This is a genomic window from Streptomyces sp. NPDC096193 (genome assembly GCF_040302905.1).
In the GTDB taxonomy this organism is placed as follows: domain Bacteria; phylum Actinomycetota; class Actinomycetes; order Streptomycetales; family Streptomycetaceae; genus Streptomyces.
The window spans coordinates 231,370-252,452 of sequence record NZ_JBEOSJ010000004.1; the positions used below are offsets into that span (position 1 = coordinate 231,370).

The following is a 21,083-nucleotide window of genomic DNA, read 5'->3' on the forward strand; positions in this document are numbered from 1 at the left end:
CTGGGCAGGAGGAGTCAGCGGGGTGGCGAGGTGCCGGGAAATGACCACAGCGCGAGCACAGGAGCCCACAGACAGCGACCCGAGCGGTTATCTGCCGATCGCCGAGCACGGCGTGATCGGTGATCTGCGCACGGCAGCCCTGGTCGGCACCGACGGGCGGATCGACTGGTTCTGCGCTCCGCGGTTCGACTCCCCGAGCGTCTTCGGCTCCCTGCTCGACGCACGGCGGGGCGGCTACTGGGAGATCACGCCGATGTGCCGGCAGGTCACCCACCACCAGTTCTACTTTCCCGACACGAACATCCTCCTCACGCGGATGCTCACCGAGCACGGCATCGTCGAGATCCAGGACTTCATGCCCATCCTGCGCGAGAAGGACCCCGACCACCGCCAGCGCCTCGTGCGGCGAGTGGTCAATGTGCGAGGCCATATGACGATGAACGTGCGGGTCGCACCGCGCCTGGACTACGGCCGCGAGCTGCCCCACACCGAACGGACCCGCCAGGGCGTACGGTTCACGGGCCGGGAGATCAGCCTCTCGGTGCGGGCCACCGTCGACCTGGAGCTCGATGCCACCGACGCCTACGCCCGGTTCGTCCTCTGCGAGGGCGAGACGGCGCTCTTCATCCTGGAGACGGCCGTCGACGAGGACGACGCGACCTCCGACCCGGTGGAGGCCACCGCCGCCGACGAACTGTTCGATGCGACGGTGGCGTACTGGCGCCGCTGGCTAAAGCAGTCGACGTACACCGGCCGTTGGCGGGAGATGGTCCACCGCTCGGCCCTGACGCTGAAACTGATGACCCATGAGCCGACCGGCGCGATCATCGCCGCGCCCACCCTCGGGCTGCCCGAACAACTCGGCGGCCGGCGCAACTGGGACTACCGCTACGTATGGATCAGAGATGCGGCGTTCTCCCTCTACGCCATGCAGCGCCTCGGATTCACGCAGGAGGCGCAGGAGTTCATCGACTGGCTCGCCGCCCGACTGCGCGACGCCACGAACGGCGCCGCCGGGCCCCTGCGCGTCATGTACTCGATCGACGGCGACGCGATCATCCCCGAGGAGACGCTCGGCCATCTGGAGGGGTACCGGGGATCACATCCGGTGCGCATCGGCAACGGCGCGAGCGATCAGTGCCAGCTGGACATCTACGGTGAACTGATCGACTCGATCTATCTGTTCAACAAGTACGGCGCGGGCATCTCGCACGACAGCTGGGCCGATCTGTGCGGCATCCTCGACTGGCTGCTGAAGAACTGGGACGGCGCCGACGAGAGCATCTGGGAGACGCGGGCGGGGCAGCAGAACCACACCTACTCACGGCTCATGTGCTGGGTCGCGGTCGAGCGCATGGTCAGAATGGCCCGCCAGCGGGGTCTGCCCGGCGACCTGGTCCGCTGGATGCGGGTCCGCGACGAGATCTACGACCAGATCATGGCGCGCGGCTGGAATCCCGAGGAGCGCACGTTCGTCCAGCGGCTCTCCGACGACGACGGCCACCCGAAGACGATCATGGACGCGTCCCTGCTGCTCCTGCCGATGGTCAAGTTCCTCTCCCCGACCGATCCCCGGTTCCGGTCGACCGTCGAAGCCATCGAGCGCCGGCTGGTGGTGGACAGTCTGGTGTTCCGCTACAACCCGGAAGAGGCACCGGACGGACTGGACGGGAGCGAGGGGACGTTCTCGATCTGCTCGTTCTGGTGGGTCGAGGCGCTGGTGCGCATGGGCGAGGTGGAGCGCGCCAGGCTCGCACTCGAGAAGATGTTCACCTACGCCAACCATGTGGGTCTGTATGCCGAGCAGATCGGCCTGACGGGCGAGCATCTGGGGAACTTCCCGCAGGCGTTCACGCACCTCGCCCTCATCAGCTCGGCGATCAACCTCGACCACCGGATGATCTGACGCGTCCACCGGGCGGGCGGACCCCGCCGGGGGCCACCGCGCGCACACCGCCCTGGCATCGCACATATGCGCGATACCTGACGAATTCCCGAATATCGCCTGCCCCAGGGTAGTTGGACCTAGCCTGGGCGTCTTGCCGGGCCCGATTGGGGGGTGCCCGGCCTTGATCTGAGGACGCCCATGCTCCACACCCGTTCCCTCGCCGCTGCCGCCGCCGCGGCATGCCTCGGTGGCCTTGTCCTGATGCCGACGCCGTCCCAGGCGGCGCCCGGCTCGGTGCATCTGTACAAGATCTACTACGACAGCCCTGGGTCGGACACCCGCACCAACACCAGCCTCACCAACGAGTGGGTGCAGATCCGCAACACCACCGCCGCGGCGGTCAGCCTCACCGGCTGGACGCTCGTGGACGCCGCCAACCACCGGTACGTCTTCGGCCCCTACACCCTCGGCAAGGGCAAGACGGTGACCATCCGCACCGGCAAGGGCACCAACACCGCGAGCAACCGGTACCAGGGCCGGGCGGCCTACGTGTGGAACAACGACCGGGACACGGCGACCCTCAAGAGGTCCACGGGGCGACTGTCGACACCTGTGCCTACAACTCCACCAAGGTCGACTACAAGATGTGCTGATCCGAGCAGTACGCGCGAGCGCAGGCGTCCACCCGAGAAGGGTGGGCGCCTGCGTGCTTTTCCGGCCGGGTCCTCGACCACGTGTGTGACAGGAATGGGAGGGGGCACTCGGTGGCCTGGAGGTGGGTAACCGTGGTTCCCCTGCTTGTTGTTCTGCTGCTGGCCCTGCTTCTCTTCGGCGCGGGCTTCGCCCTCGAGGCGCTGTGGTGGATCGCCGTCATTGTTCTGGCGGTCTGGGTACTCGGTTTTGTCATCCGGCCTGCCGCAAGCGGTGGCCGGCGTGGCCGCTGGTACCGGTGGTAGGGGATCGCCTCTTCGTGACGCACTGTCAATCATGCGCCGTGACCAAGCATTCGGCAATCGACGAACCATCGAACGGCAAGGAGAATTCATGAGTGAGAACATCTGGGGCTACCAGCCGACGACCGGTTACACCCCGGGTCACAGCCTGGTGGGTTTCAAGGTCGAGGCGACGGACGGTCACATCGGCAAGGTCGACAAGCACTCCGACGACGTGGGTGCGGCCTACCTGGTGGTCGACACCGGTGTCTGGATCTTCGGCAAGCACGTCCTTCTGCCGGCCGGCACCGTCGTCCGCGTAGACGCCGCCGAGGAGAAGATCTACGTCGACCGGACCAAGGAGCAGATCAAGGACGCTCCCGAGTTCGACAAGGACAAGCACATCGGCGACGCGGGATATCACGACGAGATCGGCGGCTACTACGGCCGTCCGCTCGCCTGAACGAGGTGCACCCCGCCACAAGGGGGGCCGACCGGGATTTCCTCCGGTCGGCCCCCTTTCTCCGCTGCGTTTCCCGTTCAAGCCCCCCGCGTCGTCCGAGGCGAGGGGCTCATGCGGGCTTGCCGAGGGACCAGCCCACGACATCCGCCAGCCGCCCCCGCCACAAATCGGCGGTCACGGGATGAGGTGTTCCTGTGAAACAGGTGGTGTCCCGCAGATGAATCCATTGCGGCAGGCCTTGGTGGCCCTCGTCACCGGCCATTTCGTCCAGGGTCTGGTCCACCGATTCGGGAAAGGACGCGAGGAGTTGGGCGCCTGGCCCCTCCATGCGCCGCAGACTCCGTGCCCAGTCGGCCTTCCATGCCTCATGGGCGATCAGATCACCGTGGATGACTGCGCCGGGGATGTTCAGGGTGATGGGCAGACTCGTCCGGGGATCCTGGCCCAGGAGGCGGATCAGCAGTTGCAGTTGCAGATCCGGCACGGGTTCGGTGATCACAGGTGTCCGCTCTCGCTGTTTCGGATCGGCATGACCGTTCATCGGTGTGCTCTCCCTCATTCGGTTTGCTGCGGCCAGGCGGCGACCGCGTCCTCCACGGTCGGGTACGTGGCGAAGACCTCGTCCAGGCCGAGGATGCGGAAGATGCGGCGTACGCGGTCGGGCACCGCGGACAGCGCGATGCCGGCCTGCGCGGCCAGCACGTGGTTGCGGGCCGCGAGAAGAACGGTGATCCCGCTCGAGTCGCAGAAGGTCAGGTCGGTCAGGTCGACGACGAGCTGCCCGCCCGGGGGCAGTGCCAGCCCGGACAACAGGGCCCGGACCTCGGAGGCGGTGTCGTGGTCGAGTTCACCCGCCAGCTCGACGACCGGGCCGGTCGGCACGGTGCGGGTGGTGACGCTCAATTCGCTCACTGCTGCTCTTCACTGGACGCCGGGGGCACGCTGATGGCAAGGACGGCGGTGTCGTCGTCCACGCCCGCGCCGAAGGATTCGAGCAGGTCGCTCAGGGCGGTGACGGCGTCCGACGCGGTGGTCGGCGCGAGGGTCCGTGCGAAGTCGAGGAGCGCTTCGTCACCGAAGCGTTCGGCGGACGCGTCGGTGTGCGCCTCGGTCAGGCCGTCGGAGTAGAGGATCAGGGTGTCGCCGGGGTCGAGGCGCAGGGAGACCGAGGCGACGTGGGCGTCCGCGAGCGCGCCGACGAGCTGACCTCCCGGGGTGGGCAGATGGTCGGCGGTGCCGTCGGCGCGCAGAAGCAGTGCGGGCGGGTGCCCGCCGCCGGCCAGCGTGACGCGAAAGCCGTCGGCGTCGGGGGTGAGCACACCGAAGATGACGGTGCAGAATCGCGGGTCGTGCCCGTTGTACTCGTGGTGGAGAACGGTGTTGAGATTACCGACCACCGCGGCCGGGTCGGGGTTGTAGACGGCTGCGGCGCGCAGGGTGTAGCGCGCCAGTGAGGTCACGGCCGCGGCTGCCGTTCCCTTTCCGCACACATCCCCCAGGAACAGTCCCCAGGTCCCGGCGGCCAGCGGGAACAGGTCGTAGAAGTCGCCGCCCACCTGGTCGCTGGAGGCGATGTGGTAGTGCGCCGCCACGTCCAGCCCGGGTACGGGCGCCAGAGCGGGGGGCAGCAGCGTCTGCTGGAGGGTCGTGGCGAGCTTCTGCAGACGCTCACGTTCCGCTTCGGCTTCCCGGCGGGCACGCAGCAGTTCGGTCTCGTACGCCCTGCGGTCGCGCGCGTCGAAGATCGTGGTGCGGATGAGCAGTGGCCGCCCGTCGCTGTCGGTCTTGACGGTCGACGTGACCAGCACCGGCAGCCGGCCTCCGTCGGCCGTCCGCAGTTCCAGCGCGATGCCGTTGATCTCCCCCTGCATCTGCAGCAGCGGGGCGAAGTGCGTCTCGTGGTAGAGCCGGCCGCCGACGGTGAGCAGGTCGGCGAAGCGCCTGCGCCCTACGAGGTCCTCGCGCCGGTATCCCAGCCAGTTGAGGAGCGTGGCGTTGACCTTGGCGATCTGCCCGTCCAGAAGGGTCGAGAGGTAGCCGCAGGGCGCGTTCTCGTACAGGTCCTCCGCGCTGTCCTCCAGCAGGGCGGAGAAGCGCGCCTCGTCGTCGCCCGGCCGCCCGGAGTCCGGAGAGGGTCCCGGCCCCCCCGTGTCGCTCGTGTCGCACATCATCGAGTCGCGCCGGCAAAGGCGGCGATCGCCGTGGCGGTCGCCTCCGGTGCCCTCAGCTGAGGGCAGTGTCCGGTGGCCTCCAGGGTGACCGGCTCACTGCCCGGGATCCGGGCCCGGACGTACACACCCACCTCCTGCCGAGCGATCGCGTCGTTCGAGCACTGGATCGCCGGCGTCGGCACGGTCGCCCGCCCGGGATCCACCCCGTTGTCGGACAGGAAGGTCGCCACCAGGCGCCAGATGTTCCGGTCGCATCCGAATTCGTGCGACAGCACCAGGACCGGGCCGCCCGCGCGGCCGGTCACCCTGACATGATTCCTGTTCCGCACGTCCATGTGGCTCATCCTTCACCCGCGTTCCCCCGAAACACGAATCCGCACCCACTGTCCTCGGGACCTGGTATTCCTCGACGCCGTGTTCCCCTGCGGCCGGCGGTGTTCCGGCCCGCGGACAGGCGTTGACAGGTACGCGCCGGGTTCGACTGGCTCCCCGATCATGCAGCCCCTCGGTGACCCGACGGTCACGCTCGTGGAGCGCCACCACGTCGACCTGTCCGTGTGGCGAGCGCCGTCTGTTGCGTCTGAGTTGCGAGCGGACCCTGCGGCGCGGGGAGTGGAAGTAATACCGGGGTCGCAACGGGCAGGACCAGCTCCTCCGTCTGGCGTCGGACCCGCGGGAACAGGCCGACAAGGCCGCGCTTCGGCCGGAGTTGCCGCGCGAGCTCAAGGGGGCCTGGGAGTGCACGGACGCGGGACTGGTGCCGTACCCGGCGTAGAGGCCGGGCCGGTCGACGGCCAGCGAGGTCCGGGTGGGGGGCACACAGAGTCCCGTCACTCGCTACCGGCTCAGGCCACCGTCGCGCGCCCCGGCTCAGACCACCCCGCTGACCGTCACCGTCACATGCACCGGCACCGACGGGGCGCGCGTGGGGCGGACCGTCTCCTCGACGGCCGCCCGCACCGCTCGGGCGACGTCCAGCGCACGATGGCCCCGCCTCAGGACGATGGTGACCTCGACGGTCCATGCCTCCGAGTCCTCCTGGCGCACGACACGCACTCCGCGGCCGGCTCCGGTCGTCTCTCCGGCCGGGCGGCCCCATCCGGAGCCGGACGAGGCGAAGAGGAGGTCGGTGAGGCCGGGGCGCAGGAACGCCACGCCCCGGGTGCTCAGGACCGCGGTGGTGATGGCGTCCGCCAGGTGCGCGGACGGTTTGCCGTCCGTCATCGGTCTCCCCCTTCGTCGCCGTCCCCGGGGTCGAAAATGTCGGCGATCCGTACGTCGATGACAGCGACATCCATGCCCAGTTCCGTGTCGGCCGCCGAGGTGATGCGCTCCCGGATGCGTGCGGCGACGTCCTGGAGGTTCCACGTCCTCGCCACGACGGCGTCCAGCCGGACGTGGACCGGACCACGCGGCCACCGGGCCGTCCCCGGGTCTGCCACATCGAGCGGACGGACCACGCAGTCGCCGGCGCGGACGCCGGTGAGTGACGCGGCCGCGGCCCGGAAGGTCCGGGCGGTGACCGCCTCGGTGATCCACATGTCCTCGTCGCTCCCGCCGAGCGGGAGGTTCCTGCCGGGACTCAGTTCCAGGCGCACCGCGTCGATGATCCGAGCGTTCCGGGCGGAGTCGTCCCCGGTGTCGGCCGAACCGCCGCCTTCGGCCCGGCGTACGACATTGTTCAGCAGGGCGGTTTCGCTCAGTACGGCGGTGCAGTACGGGCAGGAGTGGGCATGCGGATCCGGCTGCTCACCCAGCCCGTGCTCCATGGTCCGGAACACATCGCGGCCGCACGGCAGGAGACCGGCGTCCTGGGTCTCTTCCGTGCCGGGGCCGGCCGGCTCGTGGGGTGCGTGAGGGTGCGGGGTCATCGCCGTGCCACCGCCTCCCGCGTCGGACGGCGGCGTGCGCGGACCACTCGCCCGCGGACCACCTGCGGGTCGAGGCCCGTCATCTCGGCCATGGCCACGTGCTCACCTCGTCTGTCCATGGACACACCCGACGACCGCTGACGCGGCACGAGGGAACGGTCCCGAGGAGTGTGCGGAAGTTCCGCGACCACGCGGCGGATCCACGCGGCCGGTGCCCCCGGGTGCACCGTATCCACTGAACGCACCGAATGCCGTCACCTCTGTGACGAGGACATTGCCGTGGCGGGGGCACACGGATGTCAGGGCCCGGTCGCGGACCGGGCCCTGACCTCGGATGACATGATCACAGCCGCTCCCCCGGCACCACGGACCCCTGAGAGGCAACGCCATGACACGGCGCGTCCCCGCCCCCGACGGCATCGGCCTCGACCTCAGACCGGCCGCTTCCGCCGCCGCGGTCGCGGCCCCGGCGAAGCCCTGCGCGCCCCCTCGCGCTCGCACCGCCTGGTCGCAGCGGCGAGTGGCGCTGCGCCGCACACCCGTGTCGATGTGGAACGACGACGTGTCCGACTGGGCGGCGGCGCTCACCTACTACGCGATTCTCGCTCTGCTGCCCGCCCTCCTGGTCTCCGTCTCCGTCATCGGGCTGGTCAGCGACGCCACCACCGACACGCTGATCGCCCATGTCACGGCCTGGGCGCCCGCCGAGGCGGGCAGCGCGCTCCAGGAGTCGCTGCGCGGGATGGCCTCCGAACGGTCCGCCGCGCTGACCCTCGTGGCAGCGGGCGGCGTCAGCGCCCTGTGGTCCGCGTCCAGTTATGTGGCCGTCTTCCGGCGGGCGCTGCACGCCCTCCACGGCGCCGAGGACACACGGCCGGCCCTGCGTACGGCCTACCGGATCGTGCTGACGGCGATCACCGTGCTGGCCCTGCTGGTCGTCAGTGCGGTCGTCCTGGTGACCAGCGGTCCGCTGGCGGCCATGCTCGGCCGGTGGGCCGGCATCGGCGAGGGCGGCGCGGCGGCCTGGAGTCTGCTCAAGTGGCCTGTTCTGGTCGCCCTCGTCGCGGTGCTGGTGATGGTCCTCTTCCGTACGGGACCGCCGTCCGCGCGTTGTCTGCGGCACGCCCTGCCCGGTGGTGTGCTCGCCGGCGTTCTCTGGCTCGCTGCCTCCGCCGGATTCACGGCGTACGTGTCCGGGTTCGGCACGTACAGCAGGCTGTACGGCTCACTGGCCGGGATCGTCGTCTTCCTGATCTGGCTGTGGGTGTCGAATCTGGCGCTGCTGGCCGGCGCCCAGTTCACCGCCGAACTGCACCGGCTGGCGGAGCGCGCACCGGCGCAGGACCCGGGTCCGGCCGCCGCACCGACCTCGTAGCGCGGGCCGGTCCGCGGTGCGCATCTCGTAGCGCGGGGCCGGCCATCACGCCGCCCACCTCGTAGCGCGGGGCCGTACGCGGGCCGGTCGCCCTGTTGCGGCCCGCGTACGGCCCCTTGCTACGCTGCGCAGGCGCCCCGCGGGGGAAGTCCGGTGAGAGTCCGGCGCTGACCCGCAACGGTAAGCACGTCGCCTGGTGAACCAGGACGATGCGCAAGCCCGGTTACCCACGGAGCGTACGGAACTCCCCACTGCTCGCCGCGGACTGCGAGAGGGAACCGCGCGCCTCGTGCCGTGCGGGCCGCCCCTGCTCACGTATGCCTGCGGCCCGATCCGAAGGACCACGCGTGTCCGCAGCCACCGCCACGCCCGTGAAGTCTCCGGGGGCGGGCCCACCGCGCCGAACGCCCGCCGGGCCGCTCGCCGTCGGCCTCGCGGCCGCCCTGCTGCTGTCCCTCGTGTGCGGAGTGGCCCTGGGGGCCTCGGATCTGACGTGGGGTGAGGTCCTGCGTCTGCTGTGGGCCGGGCTGACCGGCGGGACTCTGCGGGCGGACGAGACGGCTGCCTACAGCATCGTCTGGGAGATCCGCTTCCCCCGCACCCTGCTCGCGGCCGTCGTCGGGGCAGGCCTCGCGACGACGGGCGTCGCCGTCCAGGCCATGGTGCGCAACGCCCTCGCCGACCCCTTCGTCCTCGGGATCTCCTACGGCGCGGCCGTGGGCGCCAACGCCGTGATCCTGTTCGGCACCTTCGCGGCGCTCGGTATCTGGGCGCTGTCCGTCTCCGCCTTCGCCTCCGCGCTCGCGGCCATGACGCTGGTCTACGCGGTGGCCCGCAGCGCGCACGGCCTGACCCCGCTGCGGCTCATCCTCACCGGGACCGCCATGTCGTACGGTTTCTCGGCCGTCACCACCCTGATGGTGTTCGGCGCGGAACGCGGGGAGGCTGCCCGGTCCGCCCTGATGTGGCTGCTGGGCAGTCTGAGCGGCGCGTCGTGGAACGCGCTGCCGATCGCGGCGTCGACCGTGGCACTGGGGCTGGCGTATCTCGCGCTGTCCTCGGGCCGGCTCAACGCGCTGGCCATGGGTGACGAGACCGCGTCCGCGCTGGGGGTGAACCCTGAGCGGCTGCGCCGCGAGCTGTTCGTCGTCACGGCGGGTGTCACGGCCGCCGTGGTCGCGGTGAGCGGTGCGATCGGGTTCGTCGGTCTGATGGTTCCGCACCTCGTCCGGATGTTGGTCGGCGCCGACCACCGGCGGGTGGCGGCCGTCGCGCCGCTGATGGGCGCGGTGCTGCTGGTGTGGGTGGACATCCTGTCCCGTCTGCTGCTCGCGCCGGCCGAACTCCCGGTGGGTGTGATCACCGCCGTGGTCGGCGTGCCTCTGTTCCTGGTGCTGATGCGCCGTCGTGGCTATGCCTTCGGGGGGCGATGATGCGGATCGACATCGAGAACCTGTCGGTCGACATCGGTGGTGCCCGCCTGCTGCGGGACATCGATCTGGGAGTCGCCGCGGGTCAGGTGGTCGGCGTCGTGGGCCCCAACGGCAGTGGCAAGTCGACCCTGTTGCGCTGTGTCTACCGGGCGCTGCGGCCCGCGGACGGCGTGGTGCGTCTCGGCGGTGAAAACCTGCACACCATGGACGCCAGGGCCGCGGCCCGCGGTGTCGCCGCCCTGCCCCAGGACTCGGCTCCCGAGTTCGACTTCACCGTCGCCGAGGTCGTCGCCATGGGGCGACTCCCCCACCAGCGGGCCTCCGCGCTGGGCCGACCGTCGGCGAGCGACGTCGCTGTGTGCTCCGAGGCGCTCGACCGCGCCGGTGCGGGACATCTGGCGGACCGTACCTTTCTCACCCTCTCCGGCGGTGAACGACAACGGGTGCTGATGGCCCGCGCCTTCGCGCAGTGCCCACGGGTACTGGTGCTCGACGAGCCGACCAACCACCTGGACATCGCCCACCAGTTGGACCTGCTGGCGCTGGTACGCGACTGGCAGCCGGCCGGCTCCGGCCGTGCGGTGACCGTGCTGACCGCGCTGCACGACCTCAACCTTGCGGCGGAGTACTGCGATCTGCTGTACGTGGTCTCCCAGGGCTCCGTCGTCGCCTCCGGCCCGCCGGACGAGGTCCTCGCCCCCCACCTGCTCGCCGATGTCTTCGGGGTGCGCGCCCATCGCGTACGCCACCCGGAGACCGGCGCCCTGCGGCTGTTGTTCGACCGGCTGCCCGCGCGGGCTCCGATCCCCGAAGCCGCCCTCCCCGCCCTCCCAAAAGCCGCTCTCCCCGAATAGGAAGCCCTCATGTCCGCCATGTCCCGCCGCCGTTGCGCCGCCTTCGTCGCCGTCCTCGCCCTGACGCTGACGGGCTGCGGCGCGAAGAAGTCCGAGTCCTCCGACGCGAAGCGCGACGGCGGGCCGGTGACCATCGAGAACTGCGGGCGCACGGTGACCTTCGACAAGGTGCCCCGGCGCGTGGTGACGAACGATGTCGGCATCACCGAGATCATGTTCGCCCTGGGTCTGGAGGACCGCATGGCCGGTTATGTGATGCCGGACGACAAGGGCGACCTGAACGGAGTCCCCTGGCGCGCCGCATACGACAAGGTGCCGTGGCTCTCCAAGAAGGCGATCACGCGCGAGGTGGTGCTCGACGCGCGTGCCGACATGGTCTTCGCGGGCTGGAACTACGGGTTCAGCGAGGGCGACGGCATCACGCCGGACTCGTTGCGCAAGGTCGGTGTCGACTCGTACCTGCTCACCGAGTCCTGCCGCAACGGAAACGAGAAGGCACGCGGCATCATGCCGCCGCTCCAGGCCCTGTACACCGACCTCACCAATCTCGGAAAGCTCTTCGGCGTGGAGGACCGGGCCGCGAAACTGATCGCCGACTTCAAGAAGCGGATCGCCGCTGTCGCGGGCAAGGTCCCCAACGGTGCCGAGCGGCCCACGGTCTTCCTCTACGACAGCGGCCAGGACAAGCCGTTCACGGCGGGCCGTTTCGCAGCGCCCGAGGAGATCATCACCAAGGCGGGCGGCACGTCCATCACGCATGACCTGGCGGACTCATGGACGACGATCGGATGGGAGACGGTGGTCGAGAAGAACCCGGACGTCATCCTCATCAACGACTACGCGCAGCCGAGCGCCGAGGCGAAGCGGAAGTTCCTGCTGTCCTACCCCCCGTTGGCGCATGTCGCCGCGGTCAAGAACCGCAAGATCTTCGTGCTCGACTACGTGGACCTGGTGGAGAGCCCGCGCAATCCGGCCGCGATCGAGGCGCTCGCCGCGTATCTGCGGACGGTCGGCGGCTGAGGGCGGGGCGGGCCGCTCGCGGCCCGTCGGGGCGGGGCCGTTCGAGGGGCGTCGGGGCGGGGCCCGTCGAAGAGCGCCGGTCGGAGGCGCCGCTCACGCGTGACGGCCCGGCGAGGCGGCCAGGAGTCCTGGCGCCGCGCGTCGGCCCGGCGAGAGGTCCTCCTCGCCGGGCCGTCGACCACGCACACGTCCTGACGGCACAGCAGGGCCACGTCCTCGGGTGAGAGGTCAGCCCTGGTCGCCACCCGCGGCCGACATGTCCATCCAGATGACCTCCCAGTTGTGGTGGTCCGGGTCCTGGAAGGAACGGCCGTACATGAACCCGTGGTCCTGCGTCTCGCCGGCGGGCGAACCGCCGGACGCCAGCGCGTTGTCCGTGAGCTCGTCCACCCGCTCACGGCTCTCCGCGCTCAGCGCGATGATGACCTCGCTCGTGGTGGAGGCATCGGCGACGGCCTTCTTGGTGAAGTCCTTGTAACGCGGCTCGGTGAGCAGCATCGCGAAGATGGTGTCGCTGATGACCAGACAGGCGCCCTGCTCGTCGCTGAACTGGTCGTTGAACGAAAACCCGAGCTTGCTCCAGAATGCCTTCGTCGTCTCGAGGTTCTTCACCGGAAGGTTGATGTAGACCTGCTGCGCCATGGTCGTCACTCCGCTCTCGCGTCCGCGGCCGCCGCGGTGGCTGCCGTTCGAGAAAGTAGACGAGCGGGGATCGGAAAACTCATCGGCTCGCGGAGGGCGTATTTCGCAAGGCCACCGGATCAGCTCGCGGTGGGCCAGGTCCTCAGCAGATCGGCGATGCGGACGGCGGTGCACGCCGGTTCGAGGAGCAGGTCACGCAGGGCCATCGCGTCCTCGCCGGTCGGCTTGAGGGAGATCCCGGACGCTTCCAGATACATCACGCCCGTGGCGGCTGCCACGGCGAGATTGGACCGCTCCAGCCACTGGCAGCGGCCGAGTGTGTGGACGAGCGCGGCGGCGCGGGTGAAGGGGCCGTCGTAGATCGGCCGGTCCAGCATCGTGGCCCGGTGCCGGGCGCAGGCCGCCACCGGTACGCCATAGTCGTCGGGCTGCGGATCGTCGGCGCCGGCCAGTTCGGCGACCTGGAGAATCCAGGGCACGTCGATGTGCAGTTCCATCAGGCGGCGCGCGCTCCCGCTCCGTCGCCCGCCTTGCCGGCCGGGGCGGTGGCGGCCGCTTCCGCCTCGTCGAACAGGGCCTGATGCTCGGCGAGGAACCGCTCGGCCGCACCCATGGCGCGGTCGCGCAGGCCCTTCGTGTCCTCGAGGACCAGGCTCTCCAGGTACTCCCCGATGCCCAGCCCCCGGTCGGCGGCCCGTTTGGCCGCGAGTTCCGCGATCTCGGCATCCACACGCGCGCCCAGCTGTTTCTTGACCATAGGGCATGGTACCAGCTGGTACCACCAGGCTGTCGGTGGCTGCGGCCCGGTCCGGAAGCGGCAGTTCACACCCGCCGCAGCCACTCCTCCGCGCTCCGGGGAGACGGGAAACGCAGGACGTGCAGCGGTGCGAACCGGGGGTCGCCGTTACGCCGCTCGATCCCGCACGCCGGGCGGCGTGCTGCGCGATGCCCACCACGCGGGATGGTTCGCGGCGGAACCAGTCGGAGACGGTTTCCACGTTCCCGCCGAAGATCCGCTCACGGCACAGCGACCTGCGCAGGATGCGGGGCATGACGACTGCTCTCGGGTAGTCGAGCCGGATCACGGTGTCCGGGTGCTCCCCCAGCGGGTCCCGCACTTCCGGGTAGCCGAGGGAGTCGATGACCCAGCCCGGACGGGCGGCGATCGCCGCCACCCGCTCGACGAAGCCCGGCCCGGTCGCCCAGCCCGGACCGGTGAACTTCAGGGAGTTCGTCTCGTGGAACGGGGCAGGTGCATCCGCGCGGCGACGGTTTGGGCCGTGGGGGTCTTCCCGGCCCCGCTGACGCCGGCCGCGAGGATGCGTGTCACGGCGTGCCGGCTGTCCGCCGCCGTTCCGGGCGGGTCCTCGTCCTGCCGAGGGCCGGGCTCGGCCGTCGAGCAGCCGCACAGTCTCCGGCCTCACGCCCTTGCCACTTCAGCAAGGTTGTTTGCCGGCGTACCGGAGGGTGGCGCAGGCTTCGGACACCAAGGCACCCGAGGAGGCCGATCGATGACCGACAGCCCGACCCCAAACAGCGCCCAGCAGTACTGGGAAGGCTTCTACCGGGAACGGGACACGCCCTCGGAGCGGGCGGGCAAGCCCAACGAACTCCTGGTGCGCGAAGCCGGTTCACTCGCCCCGGGAACCGCGCTGGACCTCGGATGCGCCGAAGGCGGGGACGCGATCTGGCTCGCCGGGCAGGGGTGGCGCGTCACCGCCACCGATGTCTCCAAGACGGCTCTGCGGCGGGCCGCCGGCCGAGCGGCCGAAGCGGGACTGGCCGAGCGGGTCGACTGGCAGCAGCACGACCTGTCACGGTCCTTCCCGGACGGCCGATTCGACCTCGTGTCGGCGCAGTTCCTGCACTCCCCCGTGGAGGCGGTGGGAGAACGGACGGGGATTCTGCGCCGGGCGGCGCAGGCCGTGGCACCGGGTGGGGTGCTGCTGATCGTGGGCCACGCCGGATGGCCGTCGTGGCAGACGGCGCCGCCGTTCGACTACCACTTCCCCACCACCGGCGAGGTGCTCGCGTCGCTCGCCCTGGAGCCGGGTGCGTGGCACGTGGAAATCGAGGAACTCCTGACCCGCGAACTGCCGGGCCCGGACGGCAGGACGGGCACACGCGCCGACAACGTCCTCAAGGTCCGCCGCGGTCACTAGGGCCTTACGCCACCACGCACTCATGGCGGCGGTGGCGTGGCGTCCGTCGCGGGCGGTGCGGCGTTCTCGTTCGCCGCCTCCGGCGCGTGGGGCAGCACATGGGTGACGAAGTCCTCCACGACCGTCTCCAGGTCTATGTCGTGCTGCGCGCGCTCGCCGAGGTACCAGCGGTGTTCCAGCAGGCCGTGGTAGACCTCGGCCGGGTCCATGGCGCCCCTGAGGTGCCGCGGCACCGCTCGTACGGTGGGCCTGAAGACCTCGCGGACCCAGCGGTGGGCCAGTACCTCCGTGCGGGCGCCGAGCGGATCGCCCGGTGCGTAGTCCTCCTGCGTCGCCATCCAGCTCTCCAGGTCGTTCAGGAGGCGCCGGGCCTGGTTCTCCTCGGTGTCGAGGCCGGTGAGGCGCAGCAGTTGGCGCTGGTGGTGGCCGGCGTCGACGACCTTCGGCACGAAGGTGACCGTGTCGCCGTTCGAGGAGTGCTGGATCTGCATCTCGGCGACGTCGAAACCGAGATCGTTGAGCCGGCGGATCCGGCGGTCGATGTAGTGGTACTTGCCCGCCGGATAGACCGAAGTACGGGTCAACTCCGTCCACAGGTCGTGGTAGCGGCGGCAGATCTCGGCACCGAAGGCGATGGGATCGACCGAGGGATGCAGTGCGCCCGACGCCTCCAGGTCGAGCATCTCGCCGATGATGTTCACGCGGGCCAGGTCGATGTCGTACTCGCGCTGCCCTGTGCTGAGTCGGTGGTGCAGCTCGCCGGTCTCCGCGTCCACGAGGTAGGCGGCGTAGGCACCGGCGTCCCGGCGGAAGAGGGTGTTGGACAGGGAGCAGTCGCCCCAGGCGAAGCCCGCCAGATGCAGCCTGACCAGCAGGACGGCGAGGGCGTCCATGAGCCGGTGGACCGTGGTGGGGCGCAAAGTGGTCTCGAACATGGAGCGGTACGGCAGGGACCCGTTGAGGTGGCGGGTGATCAGCACCGGCTCCAGGGGCTCCCCGTCGCTTCCGCCGCGCTCGGTGACCACCGCGAGCGGATCGACCGCGGGGATGCCGAGCCGGGCGAGGGTGCGCAGCAGTTCGTACTCCCGTGTCGCCGGACGCTCCGCCAGCTCCTTGACCGCGACGACCTCGGCCCCGGCGCGGGCGTAGCGCACGACGTGCCGGGAGATACCGCGTGGCAGCGGCACCAGATACTTCTCCGGCCACTCCTCCAGCGGGAGATGCCACGGCAGTTCGAGCAGGACGGCGGGGTGCTCGGGGTTGGTGGCACTGATCTGCAAAGCCATCGGTCGCCTCGCGTCGTACGGTGACGGGTCACCAGTGTGACGCACGGGTCGCACACCCTGTCGCCCGGCCGGGTGCCCCCGAGCCTGCCGCCGATCAGTCACGTGATGGGCTTCCACGGGCCCGTCGGGGAACGCGCCGACCGCCGAGAGGGCGAAGGTCGCCGCGAGCGTGGCCGGGGCCACCGTCGCCACGGGTACGCACCGGCCGACCGGAATCGGCCCCAGCGGGGAGCCGCCGCCGATTCCGTAGATCCCACCGGCGGTTCCGACCGTCATGGCCGGCGCGGTGAGTGCCGGACCCGACAGCTCCTCGACGGTCCGCTGCCGTACGGGCCGGAGCGTGCGCAGGAACAGGGACAGCCCGAGCGACAGCGGCAGCGGCAGCGACGCGATGGGCAGGCGGAAAACCGTCGGACCGGGGAGCGCGAAAACCCGGATACAGGCGCCCAGGACGACGCCGGGCAGGGTGCCCAGGACAAGGCGACGCGTCAGCGGACTGCCGAGGTTGCAGGCGGCACGGTGGCGCCACGGGTACCCGGGCCGGCGACGACGTTGTACAGCAGATCGGTCGGGGGGACCGCGGGGTCGAACACGCTCAGCTGCACCGGAAGGAGAGACGCCGCCCCGGACACACCGACCGTCGCGGTGAGCACCGCGACGGCCGGCCCCCCGAGCAGGCCCCCGACCAGCGTCCCTCAGTCCATCGCGCCCCCCGGCCGCCGGTCTCGATCTTCGCCGGTGCGTCAGTCAACCGGGTTCGTGCGGCTCACGCACAGGCACCGGTGATCTCGGCGGGGACGAAATGGCAGCCGTACGCCGGGCGCGCGACCTGGCGGTACACCGCGCTGACCGGCACCCCTGGAACCAAACAGCCAAAAGGGCGGATAATAGGACAGCGGACATCGACGAAAGGTCTCGCGATGGCGAACAAGCCCAGTCAGCCACGGCACGGCGAGGGGCCGAGCCGACACCAGGGGGACAAGCAGCACGGGTGGTCGCCCGATGTGGACGAGGAGTCCCAGCAGTCGAACCCGAGCGCTCACCGGTCCTTCCACCCCGACACCTACGCCCCCGAGGCCGACGAGCCACGCAGGGCGTCCACCAAGGAGGAGAAGCAGGCCTCGGAGGCCGGCACGCCCGTGGACAGCATGACCACCAGCGGCGAGGACCGTGACGAGAAGTCCGAGGGTATGCACGACACCGGCCGTCGGGGAAAGTCCCAGCGCCCCAGCGGCGAGAAGGACGCCTCTGCCTACAGCGGGGTGGACCCGCAGGAATCGACCGGCAAGGACGGCAGCCGCTGATCCGTCCGGCGCAGGCGCGTGTGTCCTTACGTTCGCGCGAGCCTGCCCGGCTGCTGCCCGCCGGGCAGGGTCCCGCACGCCCGCTCAGGCGTGGATGTCCTGGTCCACCCGAGTCGGTTGACCCAGTTCGTAGGGGGCCAGGATGTCGGCGACGGTCCGGTGGCGAGGTGTGCTCACGCCGAGTTCCTCGCCGAGGTCGGCCACCGCGCCGCTCAGCCACGCCAGTTCGAGTCGGTGCCCCTCCGTCAGATCGTGGTGCATCGAGGATGTCATCGTCGCCGGGAGGCTGTCGCAGAAGGTGAGCCGGTCGTCGGCGAACGCGGGATCCAGGCCCACCCCGGCGGCACGGCCGACCGAGACGACCTCCCTCATGAGATCACCGAGCAGTGCGCGGGAGCGGGGGTCGGCGCGGATCACGCCGATGGGTTGGCGGACCGCGGACGTCGCCGCCGAGACGCCGGCCAGGAAGACGAACTTCTCCCAGATGACCCGCTCGATGTCGGGGCTGATCTCGGCATCGATGCCGGCCTCCAGGCAGGCGTCGAGGAACGCCCGGGTCCGGTCCGTTTCCTGTCCGTCGTACTCGCCGAAGACCAGTTTCTGCATCTCGCCGTTGTGCACGACGATGCCGGGCTCCTCAATGGTGGCCGAGATGTAGCAGACGCCCCCGGCGACGGCCTCGGCGGGCAGTTCACGACGCAGGACCGTGTCCTTCTGCACGCCGTTCTGCAGGGAGATGACCATGGTGCCCGCGCCGACGTGGTTCCGGAGCCCGCCCACGACGTCGTCGGTGTCCCACAGCTTGACGGCGATGAGAAGAACGTCGACGGGGCCGAGGTCGGCGATCGTGGGCACCACCGCGTCGGCCTGCACCCGGAACTCGCCCAGCGGACTCCGCACCAGCAGACCGTTGCGGCGAATCGCCTCCAACTGCCTGCCCCGGGCCACGAACGTCACCTCGTTCCCGGCCGCCGCGAGGCGCGCACCGAAGTACCCGCCGACTCCTCCCGCACCTACGACAGCGATACGCATGACGCCTGTTCCTCATCTCTGAACGACCCGCGTGCTCCGGACAACCGGCGCCATAGCGCGGCTCCGTCTGATCAACGGCCGACCGCCACGGTACGCGGCTTCTCCGGCACGGCTCCGGACGGTGCCCGGAGCGGGTGCGGGCGGCCCTAAGCCGGGGTGTCGGGGCGCTGGGCCCGGCCCGCCTCGAAAGCGCTGTCGATCCATCCGGCCACCACGTCGGCGGCCTCCGGGGACGCCTCGGCGACGGCCCCGACCACCGTCTCGTCCTGGTCTCCGAAGACATCGAGGACTCCCGTACGGGCCAGCGCCCGGCGCAGGGTCTCCCGGCCCTCGGGTGACGTCGGGGCGGCCGCCTCCGCCGCGGCAACCACCGCTTCCCGCTCCGTACGCTCCCGTTCGCGAGCCCCCTGCTCGGCGGCGCTCCTGCGGGACTGGTCCTGCGGTCGCTGAGGTACGGCGTCGTCCGTGCCGTGATCGTTCATCTGCGTCTCGCCTCGAATCGCTGGATGTCGGGTCGTCCTCCGCGGAGGACGAACCCCCAACAGGCGGCGCCCCGCAGGAGCGAGGGCCAAGGTCATCGGTTCCCCCGAGAGCCGCGTACCCGGTGCCCGGCCGGACATGGGCACACGAATGGACGCCCCCGGGCAGGCGGGCAGGTCGCAGGCGCGCTACAGGACCGTGGGTCCGGCGTTCCGCCGACGGGCCTCCGCCCGCGTCGCACCGATGCCCGCGGCGACCACCAGAGCGGTGCCGGCGATCTGGAGCGAGGTGGGTGTCTGCGCGATGAGGATCACGCCGGCCAGCAGGCTCACGGCCGGTTCGAGTCCGGCCAGAGTGCCGTATGTGGTCTTGCCGATGCGCTGCAGGGCCTTCATCTCGAGCAGGAACGGCACGAGCGGCATGAGTACCGCGATGCCGGCGACGGCCGCAGCGGTGTGCCAGGTGAGCGCCGGAAGAGCGCCCGGCGCGCCGAACGGTGCGGCGACGAGCGCGGCGACCGCGAGCGAGACGGCCAGGGCGTGGGAAGCGGAGAAGCGGCTGCCGACATGGGCCGTGCCGACGACGTAGAGAGCCCAGCACGCCGCCGAGCCGAGACCGAACAGGACGCCCGTCAGGCTCGTCGCGCCCGCCCACGGGGAGGTGAGCAGCAGGACGCCGACAGCGGCAAGTCCCAGCCAGGTCAGCTCCTTGAACCGGCGCGATGCGACGACGGCGACCGTGAGGGGGCCGAGGAACTCCAGCGCGGTGGCCGTCCCCAGCGGGAGGCGCGCGGCCGCTTCGGAGAAGAGGAGCATCATGCCCGCGCTGACCGCACCCAACAGGAAGGTGGCCAGCAGGTCGGCGCGCGGTGTCGTCTTCAGCGTCCGCCCCAGGGATCTGCCGGTGCAGGCCAGCAGGAACACGGCCGCGAACGTCAGCCGCAGCCAGGTGGTGCCGGCCGGACCGAGCGAACCGAACAGCTCGGTCGCCAGCGCGCTCCCGGTGTGCAGGGCGGCCATGGCAATGAGGACGAGCGCGGGGCCCGGCATCAGGCGGGGCCCCGGGGGCGCCGTGGCGCCGGTCGTTGCGTCGGTCGTATCGGCGGCGGTGGTGGCAGTCACGAGGCCATTGGACCGGCCGTGCTCTGTTTCTGTCCACGGGCCGATGGTGGACGCTCCGGCCACTATCGGTGGACAATTGTGTGATGACGAGCGATGGCATCGAGCATTTGCCCGATCTGGGACGGCTGCGTCTCCTGGTCGAACTGCACCGCCTGGGCACGATGGCCGCGGTGGCCGCCAGCACCGGCTACGGGACGTCGGCCGTCTCCAAGCACCTCGCCGTCCTGGAGGAGGAGGTCGGGGTCCCGCTGCTGAGCCGGGTCGGCCGCCGGGTCCAGCTGACACCCGCCGGTCAGCGGCTGGTCGAGCACGCGGTGGGCATCCTCGCCGCGGTGGAGGAGGCCCAGGCGGAGCTGCGGGGCGCGGCCGATCCGGTGGGCCGGGTCCGGCTGGCCAGCTTCTTCACCGCGGTGGAGCCGGTCGTCCTCCCCGCCCTGGAGCATCTGCGCGAGGTGTATCCGCGTGTGGTGGTGGAGGTGTACGAGCACGAACCCGAGCACACGGCGGGGCTGCTGCGTTCCGGCGGGATGGACCTCGGGGTCGTGTACGACTACAGCCTGGTCCCCCGCAGTCTTCCGCCCGAGCTGAGTGCCCGGCAGTTCGACGAGCAGCCGCTCTTCCTGGCGGTCCCCGTGGATCATCCGGACGCGGGAAGGCCCGTCGCGGTGTCCGAGCTGGCGGAGTTCGCGGGGACGGGCTGGATCGCCAACTCCCGCGGGACGGACGACGACGAGCTGGTGCAGCGGGTGTGCGCCATCGCCGGGTTCACCCCGCGCATCGCGCACCGTGTGGACAGCCTGCACCTGGTGAACAGCCTGGTCGGAGCTGGACTCGGGGTTGCGCTGCTCGCGGAATCGGGGATCGAGAGGAGCCGCTCGGACGTCGCGTTCCGCCCGCTGGATCCTCTGGCCGGCAAGCGCCGCAGCTTTCTGCTGGCGCGTGCCGGCCAGTGGTCATGGCCGCCGATCACGGCTCTGGCCGGCGCCATCACGGGCGTCGGCCTCTGAGCAGGGACGGGGGCACACGGGAAGAGCGGCATTCCGCGAGTC

24 protein-coding genes, 1 pseudogene and 1 riboswitch are annotated in these 21,083 nt (G+C 70.6%); of the genes and pseudogenes, 11 read left to right on the forward strand and 14 right to left on the reverse strand.

Annotated elements, in window-relative coordinates; translation table 11 throughout:
- The first annotated feature begins 40 nt into the window (after nt 1-40).
- The 4 genes from ABTX78_RS08850 to ABTX78_RS08865 all read left to right on the forward strand — a co-directional run bounded on the left by ABTX78_RS08850 (nt 41) and on the right by ABTX78_RS08865 (nt 3,283).
- Complete coding sequence (locus tag ABTX78_RS08850; RefSeq protein ID WP_352206093.1) at nt 41-1,906, forward strand: glycoside hydrolase family 15 protein; 1,866 nt, start codon at nt 41-43, stop codon at nt 1,904-1,906.
- Between the two features lie 180 nt (nt 1,907-2,086).
- Nucleotides 2,087-2,671: a lamin tail domain-containing protein gene (locus tag ABTX78_RS08855; RefSeq protein ID WP_352206094.1), complete on the forward strand. Its 585-nt coding sequence runs from the start codon at nt 2,087-2,089 to the stop codon at nt 2,669-2,671.
- 2 nt (nt 2,672-2,673) lie between these two features.
- A complete protein-coding gene (locus ABTX78_RS08860) occupies nt 2,674-2,844 on the forward strand; it encodes a hydrophobic protein (protein WP_352206095.1) in 171 nt (56 codons plus the stop codon).
- Between the two features lie 88 nt (nt 2,845-2,932).
- Complete coding sequence (locus tag ABTX78_RS08865; RefSeq protein WP_313942368.1) at nt 2,933-3,283, forward strand: PRC-barrel domain-containing protein; 351 nt, start codon at nt 2,933-2,935, stop codon at nt 3,281-3,283.
- 109 nt (nt 3,284-3,392) lie between these two features.
- Here the strand turns inward: ABTX78_RS08865 and ABTX78_RS08870 are convergent, their stop codons facing one another.
- From ABTX78_RS08870 to ABTX78_RS08895, 6 genes are all read right to left on the reverse strand, one after another.
- The gene (locus ABTX78_RS08870) at nt 3,393-3,824 is read right to left on the reverse strand and encodes a GvpU-like protein (RefSeq protein ID WP_352206096.1); all 432 of its coding nucleotides are present in this window, start codon (nt 3,822-3,824) and stop codon (nt 3,393-3,395) included.
- A 14-nt stretch (nt 3,825-3,838) separates the two neighbouring features.
- Entirely contained in the window at nt 3,839-4,195 is a 357-nt protein-coding gene (locus ABTX78_RS08875; RefSeq protein ID WP_352206097.1) for an STAS domain-containing protein, read from the reverse strand.
- A complete protein-coding gene (locus tag ABTX78_RS08880) occupies nt 4,192-5,451 on the reverse strand; it encodes a PP2C family protein-serine/threonine phosphatase (protein WP_352206098.1) in 1,260 nt (419 codons plus the stop codon). Before ABTX78_RS08880 ends, ABTX78_RS08875 begins: the two co-directional genes overlap by 4 nt.
- A complete protein-coding gene (locus tag ABTX78_RS08885; RefSeq protein WP_352206099.1) occupies nt 5,451-5,789 on the reverse strand; it encodes an alpha/beta fold hydrolase in 339 nt (112 codons plus the stop codon). Before ABTX78_RS08885 ends, ABTX78_RS08880 begins: the two co-directional genes overlap by 1 nt.
- Before the next feature lie 535 nt (nt 5,790-6,324).
- Nucleotides 6,325-6,678: an Asp23/Gls24 family envelope stress response protein gene (locus tag ABTX78_RS08890; RefSeq protein ID WP_352206100.1), complete on the reverse strand. Its 354-nt coding sequence runs from the start codon at nt 6,676-6,678 to the stop codon at nt 6,325-6,327.
- Complete coding sequence (locus tag ABTX78_RS08895; RefSeq protein WP_352206101.1) at nt 6,675-7,325, reverse strand: Asp23/Gls24 family envelope stress response protein; 651 nt, start codon at nt 7,323-7,325, stop codon at nt 6,675-6,677. Before ABTX78_RS08895 ends, ABTX78_RS08890 begins: the two co-directional genes overlap by 4 nt.
- Nucleotides 7,326-7,713: 388 nt before the next feature.
- Here ABTX78_RS08895 and ABTX78_RS08900 point away from each other — a divergent pair, with 388 nt between their 5' ends.
- The 4 genes from ABTX78_RS08900 to ABTX78_RS08915 all read left to right on the forward strand — a co-directional run bounded on the left by ABTX78_RS08900 (nt 7,714) and on the right by ABTX78_RS08915 (nt 12,007).
- Nucleotides 7,714-8,700, forward strand: a complete 987-nt coding sequence (locus ABTX78_RS08900; protein ID WP_352206102.1) for a YihY/virulence factor BrkB family protein — start codon at nt 7,714-7,716, stop codon at nt 8,698-8,700.
- Between the two features lie 104 nt (nt 8,701-8,804).
- Nucleotides 8,805-8,949: riboswitch (cobalamin riboswitch) on the forward strand.
- A 68-nt stretch (nt 8,950-9,017) separates the two neighbouring features.
- Nucleotides 9,018-10,133, forward strand: a complete 1,116-nt coding sequence (locus ABTX78_RS08905) for a FecCD family ABC transporter permease (protein ID WP_502993813.1) — start codon at nt 9,018-9,020, stop codon at nt 10,131-10,133.
- Nucleotides 10,133-10,987, forward strand: a complete 855-nt coding sequence (locus tag ABTX78_RS08910) for an ABC transporter ATP-binding protein (protein WP_352206104.1) — start codon at nt 10,133-10,135, stop codon at nt 10,985-10,987. Before ABTX78_RS08905 ends, ABTX78_RS08910 begins: the two co-directional genes overlap by 1 nt.
- 18 nt (nt 10,988-11,005) lie before the next feature.
- Nucleotides 11,006-12,007 carry an ABC transporter substrate-binding protein gene (locus ABTX78_RS08915; RefSeq protein ID WP_502993833.1) on the forward strand — a complete coding sequence of 334 codons (1,002 nt, stop codon included), beginning with the start codon at nt 11,006-11,008 and terminating at the stop codon, nt 12,005-12,007.
- A 228-nt stretch (nt 12,008-12,235) separates the two neighbouring features.
- Here the strand turns inward: ABTX78_RS08915 and ABTX78_RS08920 are convergent, their stop codons facing one another.
- From ABTX78_RS08920 to ABTX78_RS08930, 3 genes are all read right to left on the reverse strand, one after another.
- On the reverse strand, nt 12,236-12,649 hold the full coding sequence (locus tag ABTX78_RS08920; protein WP_352206106.1) for a VOC family protein: 414 nt from the start codon (nt 12,647-12,649) through the stop codon (nt 12,236-12,238).
- Between the two features lie 119 nt (nt 12,650-12,768).
- Nucleotides 12,769-13,146 (reverse strand): fic family toxin-antitoxin system, toxin component, encoded by a 378-nt coding sequence (locus tag ABTX78_RS08925; protein WP_352206107.1) that lies wholly within the window; start codon nt 13,144-13,146, stop codon nt 12,769-12,771.
- Nucleotides 13,146-13,406 (reverse strand): hypothetical protein, encoded by a 261-nt coding sequence (locus tag ABTX78_RS08930; protein WP_352206108.1) that lies wholly within the window; start codon nt 13,404-13,406, stop codon nt 13,146-13,148. Before ABTX78_RS08930 ends, ABTX78_RS08925 begins: the two co-directional genes overlap by 1 nt.
- A 754-nt stretch (nt 13,407-14,160) precedes the next feature.
- On the opposite strand from ABTX78_RS08930, the gene ABTX78_RS08935 reads away from it, so the two are divergent.
- A complete protein-coding gene (locus ABTX78_RS08935; RefSeq protein WP_352206109.1) occupies nt 14,161-14,811 on the forward strand; it encodes a class I SAM-dependent methyltransferase in 651 nt (216 codons plus the stop codon).
- A gap of 20 nt (nt 14,812-14,831) precedes the next feature.
- Here ABTX78_RS08935 and ABTX78_RS08940 read toward each other — a convergent pair whose 3' ends face one another.
- Both ABTX78_RS08940 and ABTX78_RS08945 read right to left on the reverse strand, forming a co-directional pair.
- Nucleotides 14,832-16,097 (reverse strand): DUF4032 domain-containing protein, encoded by a 1,266-nt coding sequence (locus tag ABTX78_RS08940; protein ID WP_352206290.1) that lies wholly within the window; start codon nt 16,095-16,097, stop codon nt 14,832-14,834.
- 132 nt (nt 16,098-16,229) lie between these two features.
- Nucleotides 16,230-16,786: pseudogene (locus ABTX78_RS08945) on the reverse strand (TSUP family transporter); the annotation flags it as partial.
- A 231-nt stretch (nt 16,787-17,017) separates the two neighbouring features.
- Here ABTX78_RS08945 and ABTX78_RS08950 point away from each other — a divergent pair.
- A complete protein-coding gene (locus tag ABTX78_RS08950; protein WP_352206110.1) occupies nt 17,018-17,401 on the forward strand; it encodes a hypothetical protein in 384 nt (127 codons plus the stop codon).
- 84 nt (nt 17,402-17,485) lie between these two features.
- Here ABTX78_RS08950 and ABTX78_RS08955 read toward each other — a convergent pair whose 3' ends face one another.
- From ABTX78_RS08955 to ABTX78_RS08965, 3 genes are all read right to left on the reverse strand, one after another.
- Nucleotides 17,486-18,433 carry a ketopantoate reductase family protein gene (locus ABTX78_RS08955; RefSeq protein ID WP_352206111.1) on the reverse strand — a complete coding sequence of 316 codons (948 nt, stop codon included), beginning with the start codon at nt 18,431-18,433 and terminating at the stop codon, nt 17,486-17,488.
- Nucleotides 18,434-18,579: 146 nt separating this feature from the next.
- Nucleotides 18,580-18,915 carry a hypothetical protein gene (locus ABTX78_RS08960; protein ID WP_352206112.1) on the reverse strand — a complete coding sequence of 112 codons (336 nt, stop codon included), beginning with the start codon at nt 18,913-18,915 and terminating at the stop codon, nt 18,580-18,582.
- Nucleotides 18,916-19,101: 186 nt separating this feature from the next.
- Complete coding sequence (locus ABTX78_RS08965) at nt 19,102-20,034, reverse strand: EamA family transporter (protein ID WP_352206113.1); 933 nt, start codon at nt 20,032-20,034, stop codon at nt 19,102-19,104.
- An 83-nt stretch (nt 20,035-20,117) separates the two neighbouring features.
- Here ABTX78_RS08965 and ABTX78_RS08970 point away from each other — a divergent pair, with 83 nt between their 5' ends.
- The gene (locus tag ABTX78_RS08970; RefSeq protein WP_352206114.1) at nt 20,118-21,041 is read left to right on the forward strand and encodes a LysR family transcriptional regulator; all 924 of its coding nucleotides are present in this window, start codon (nt 20,118-20,120) and stop codon (nt 21,039-21,041) included.
- Nucleotides 21,042-21,083 lie beyond the last annotated feature (42 nt).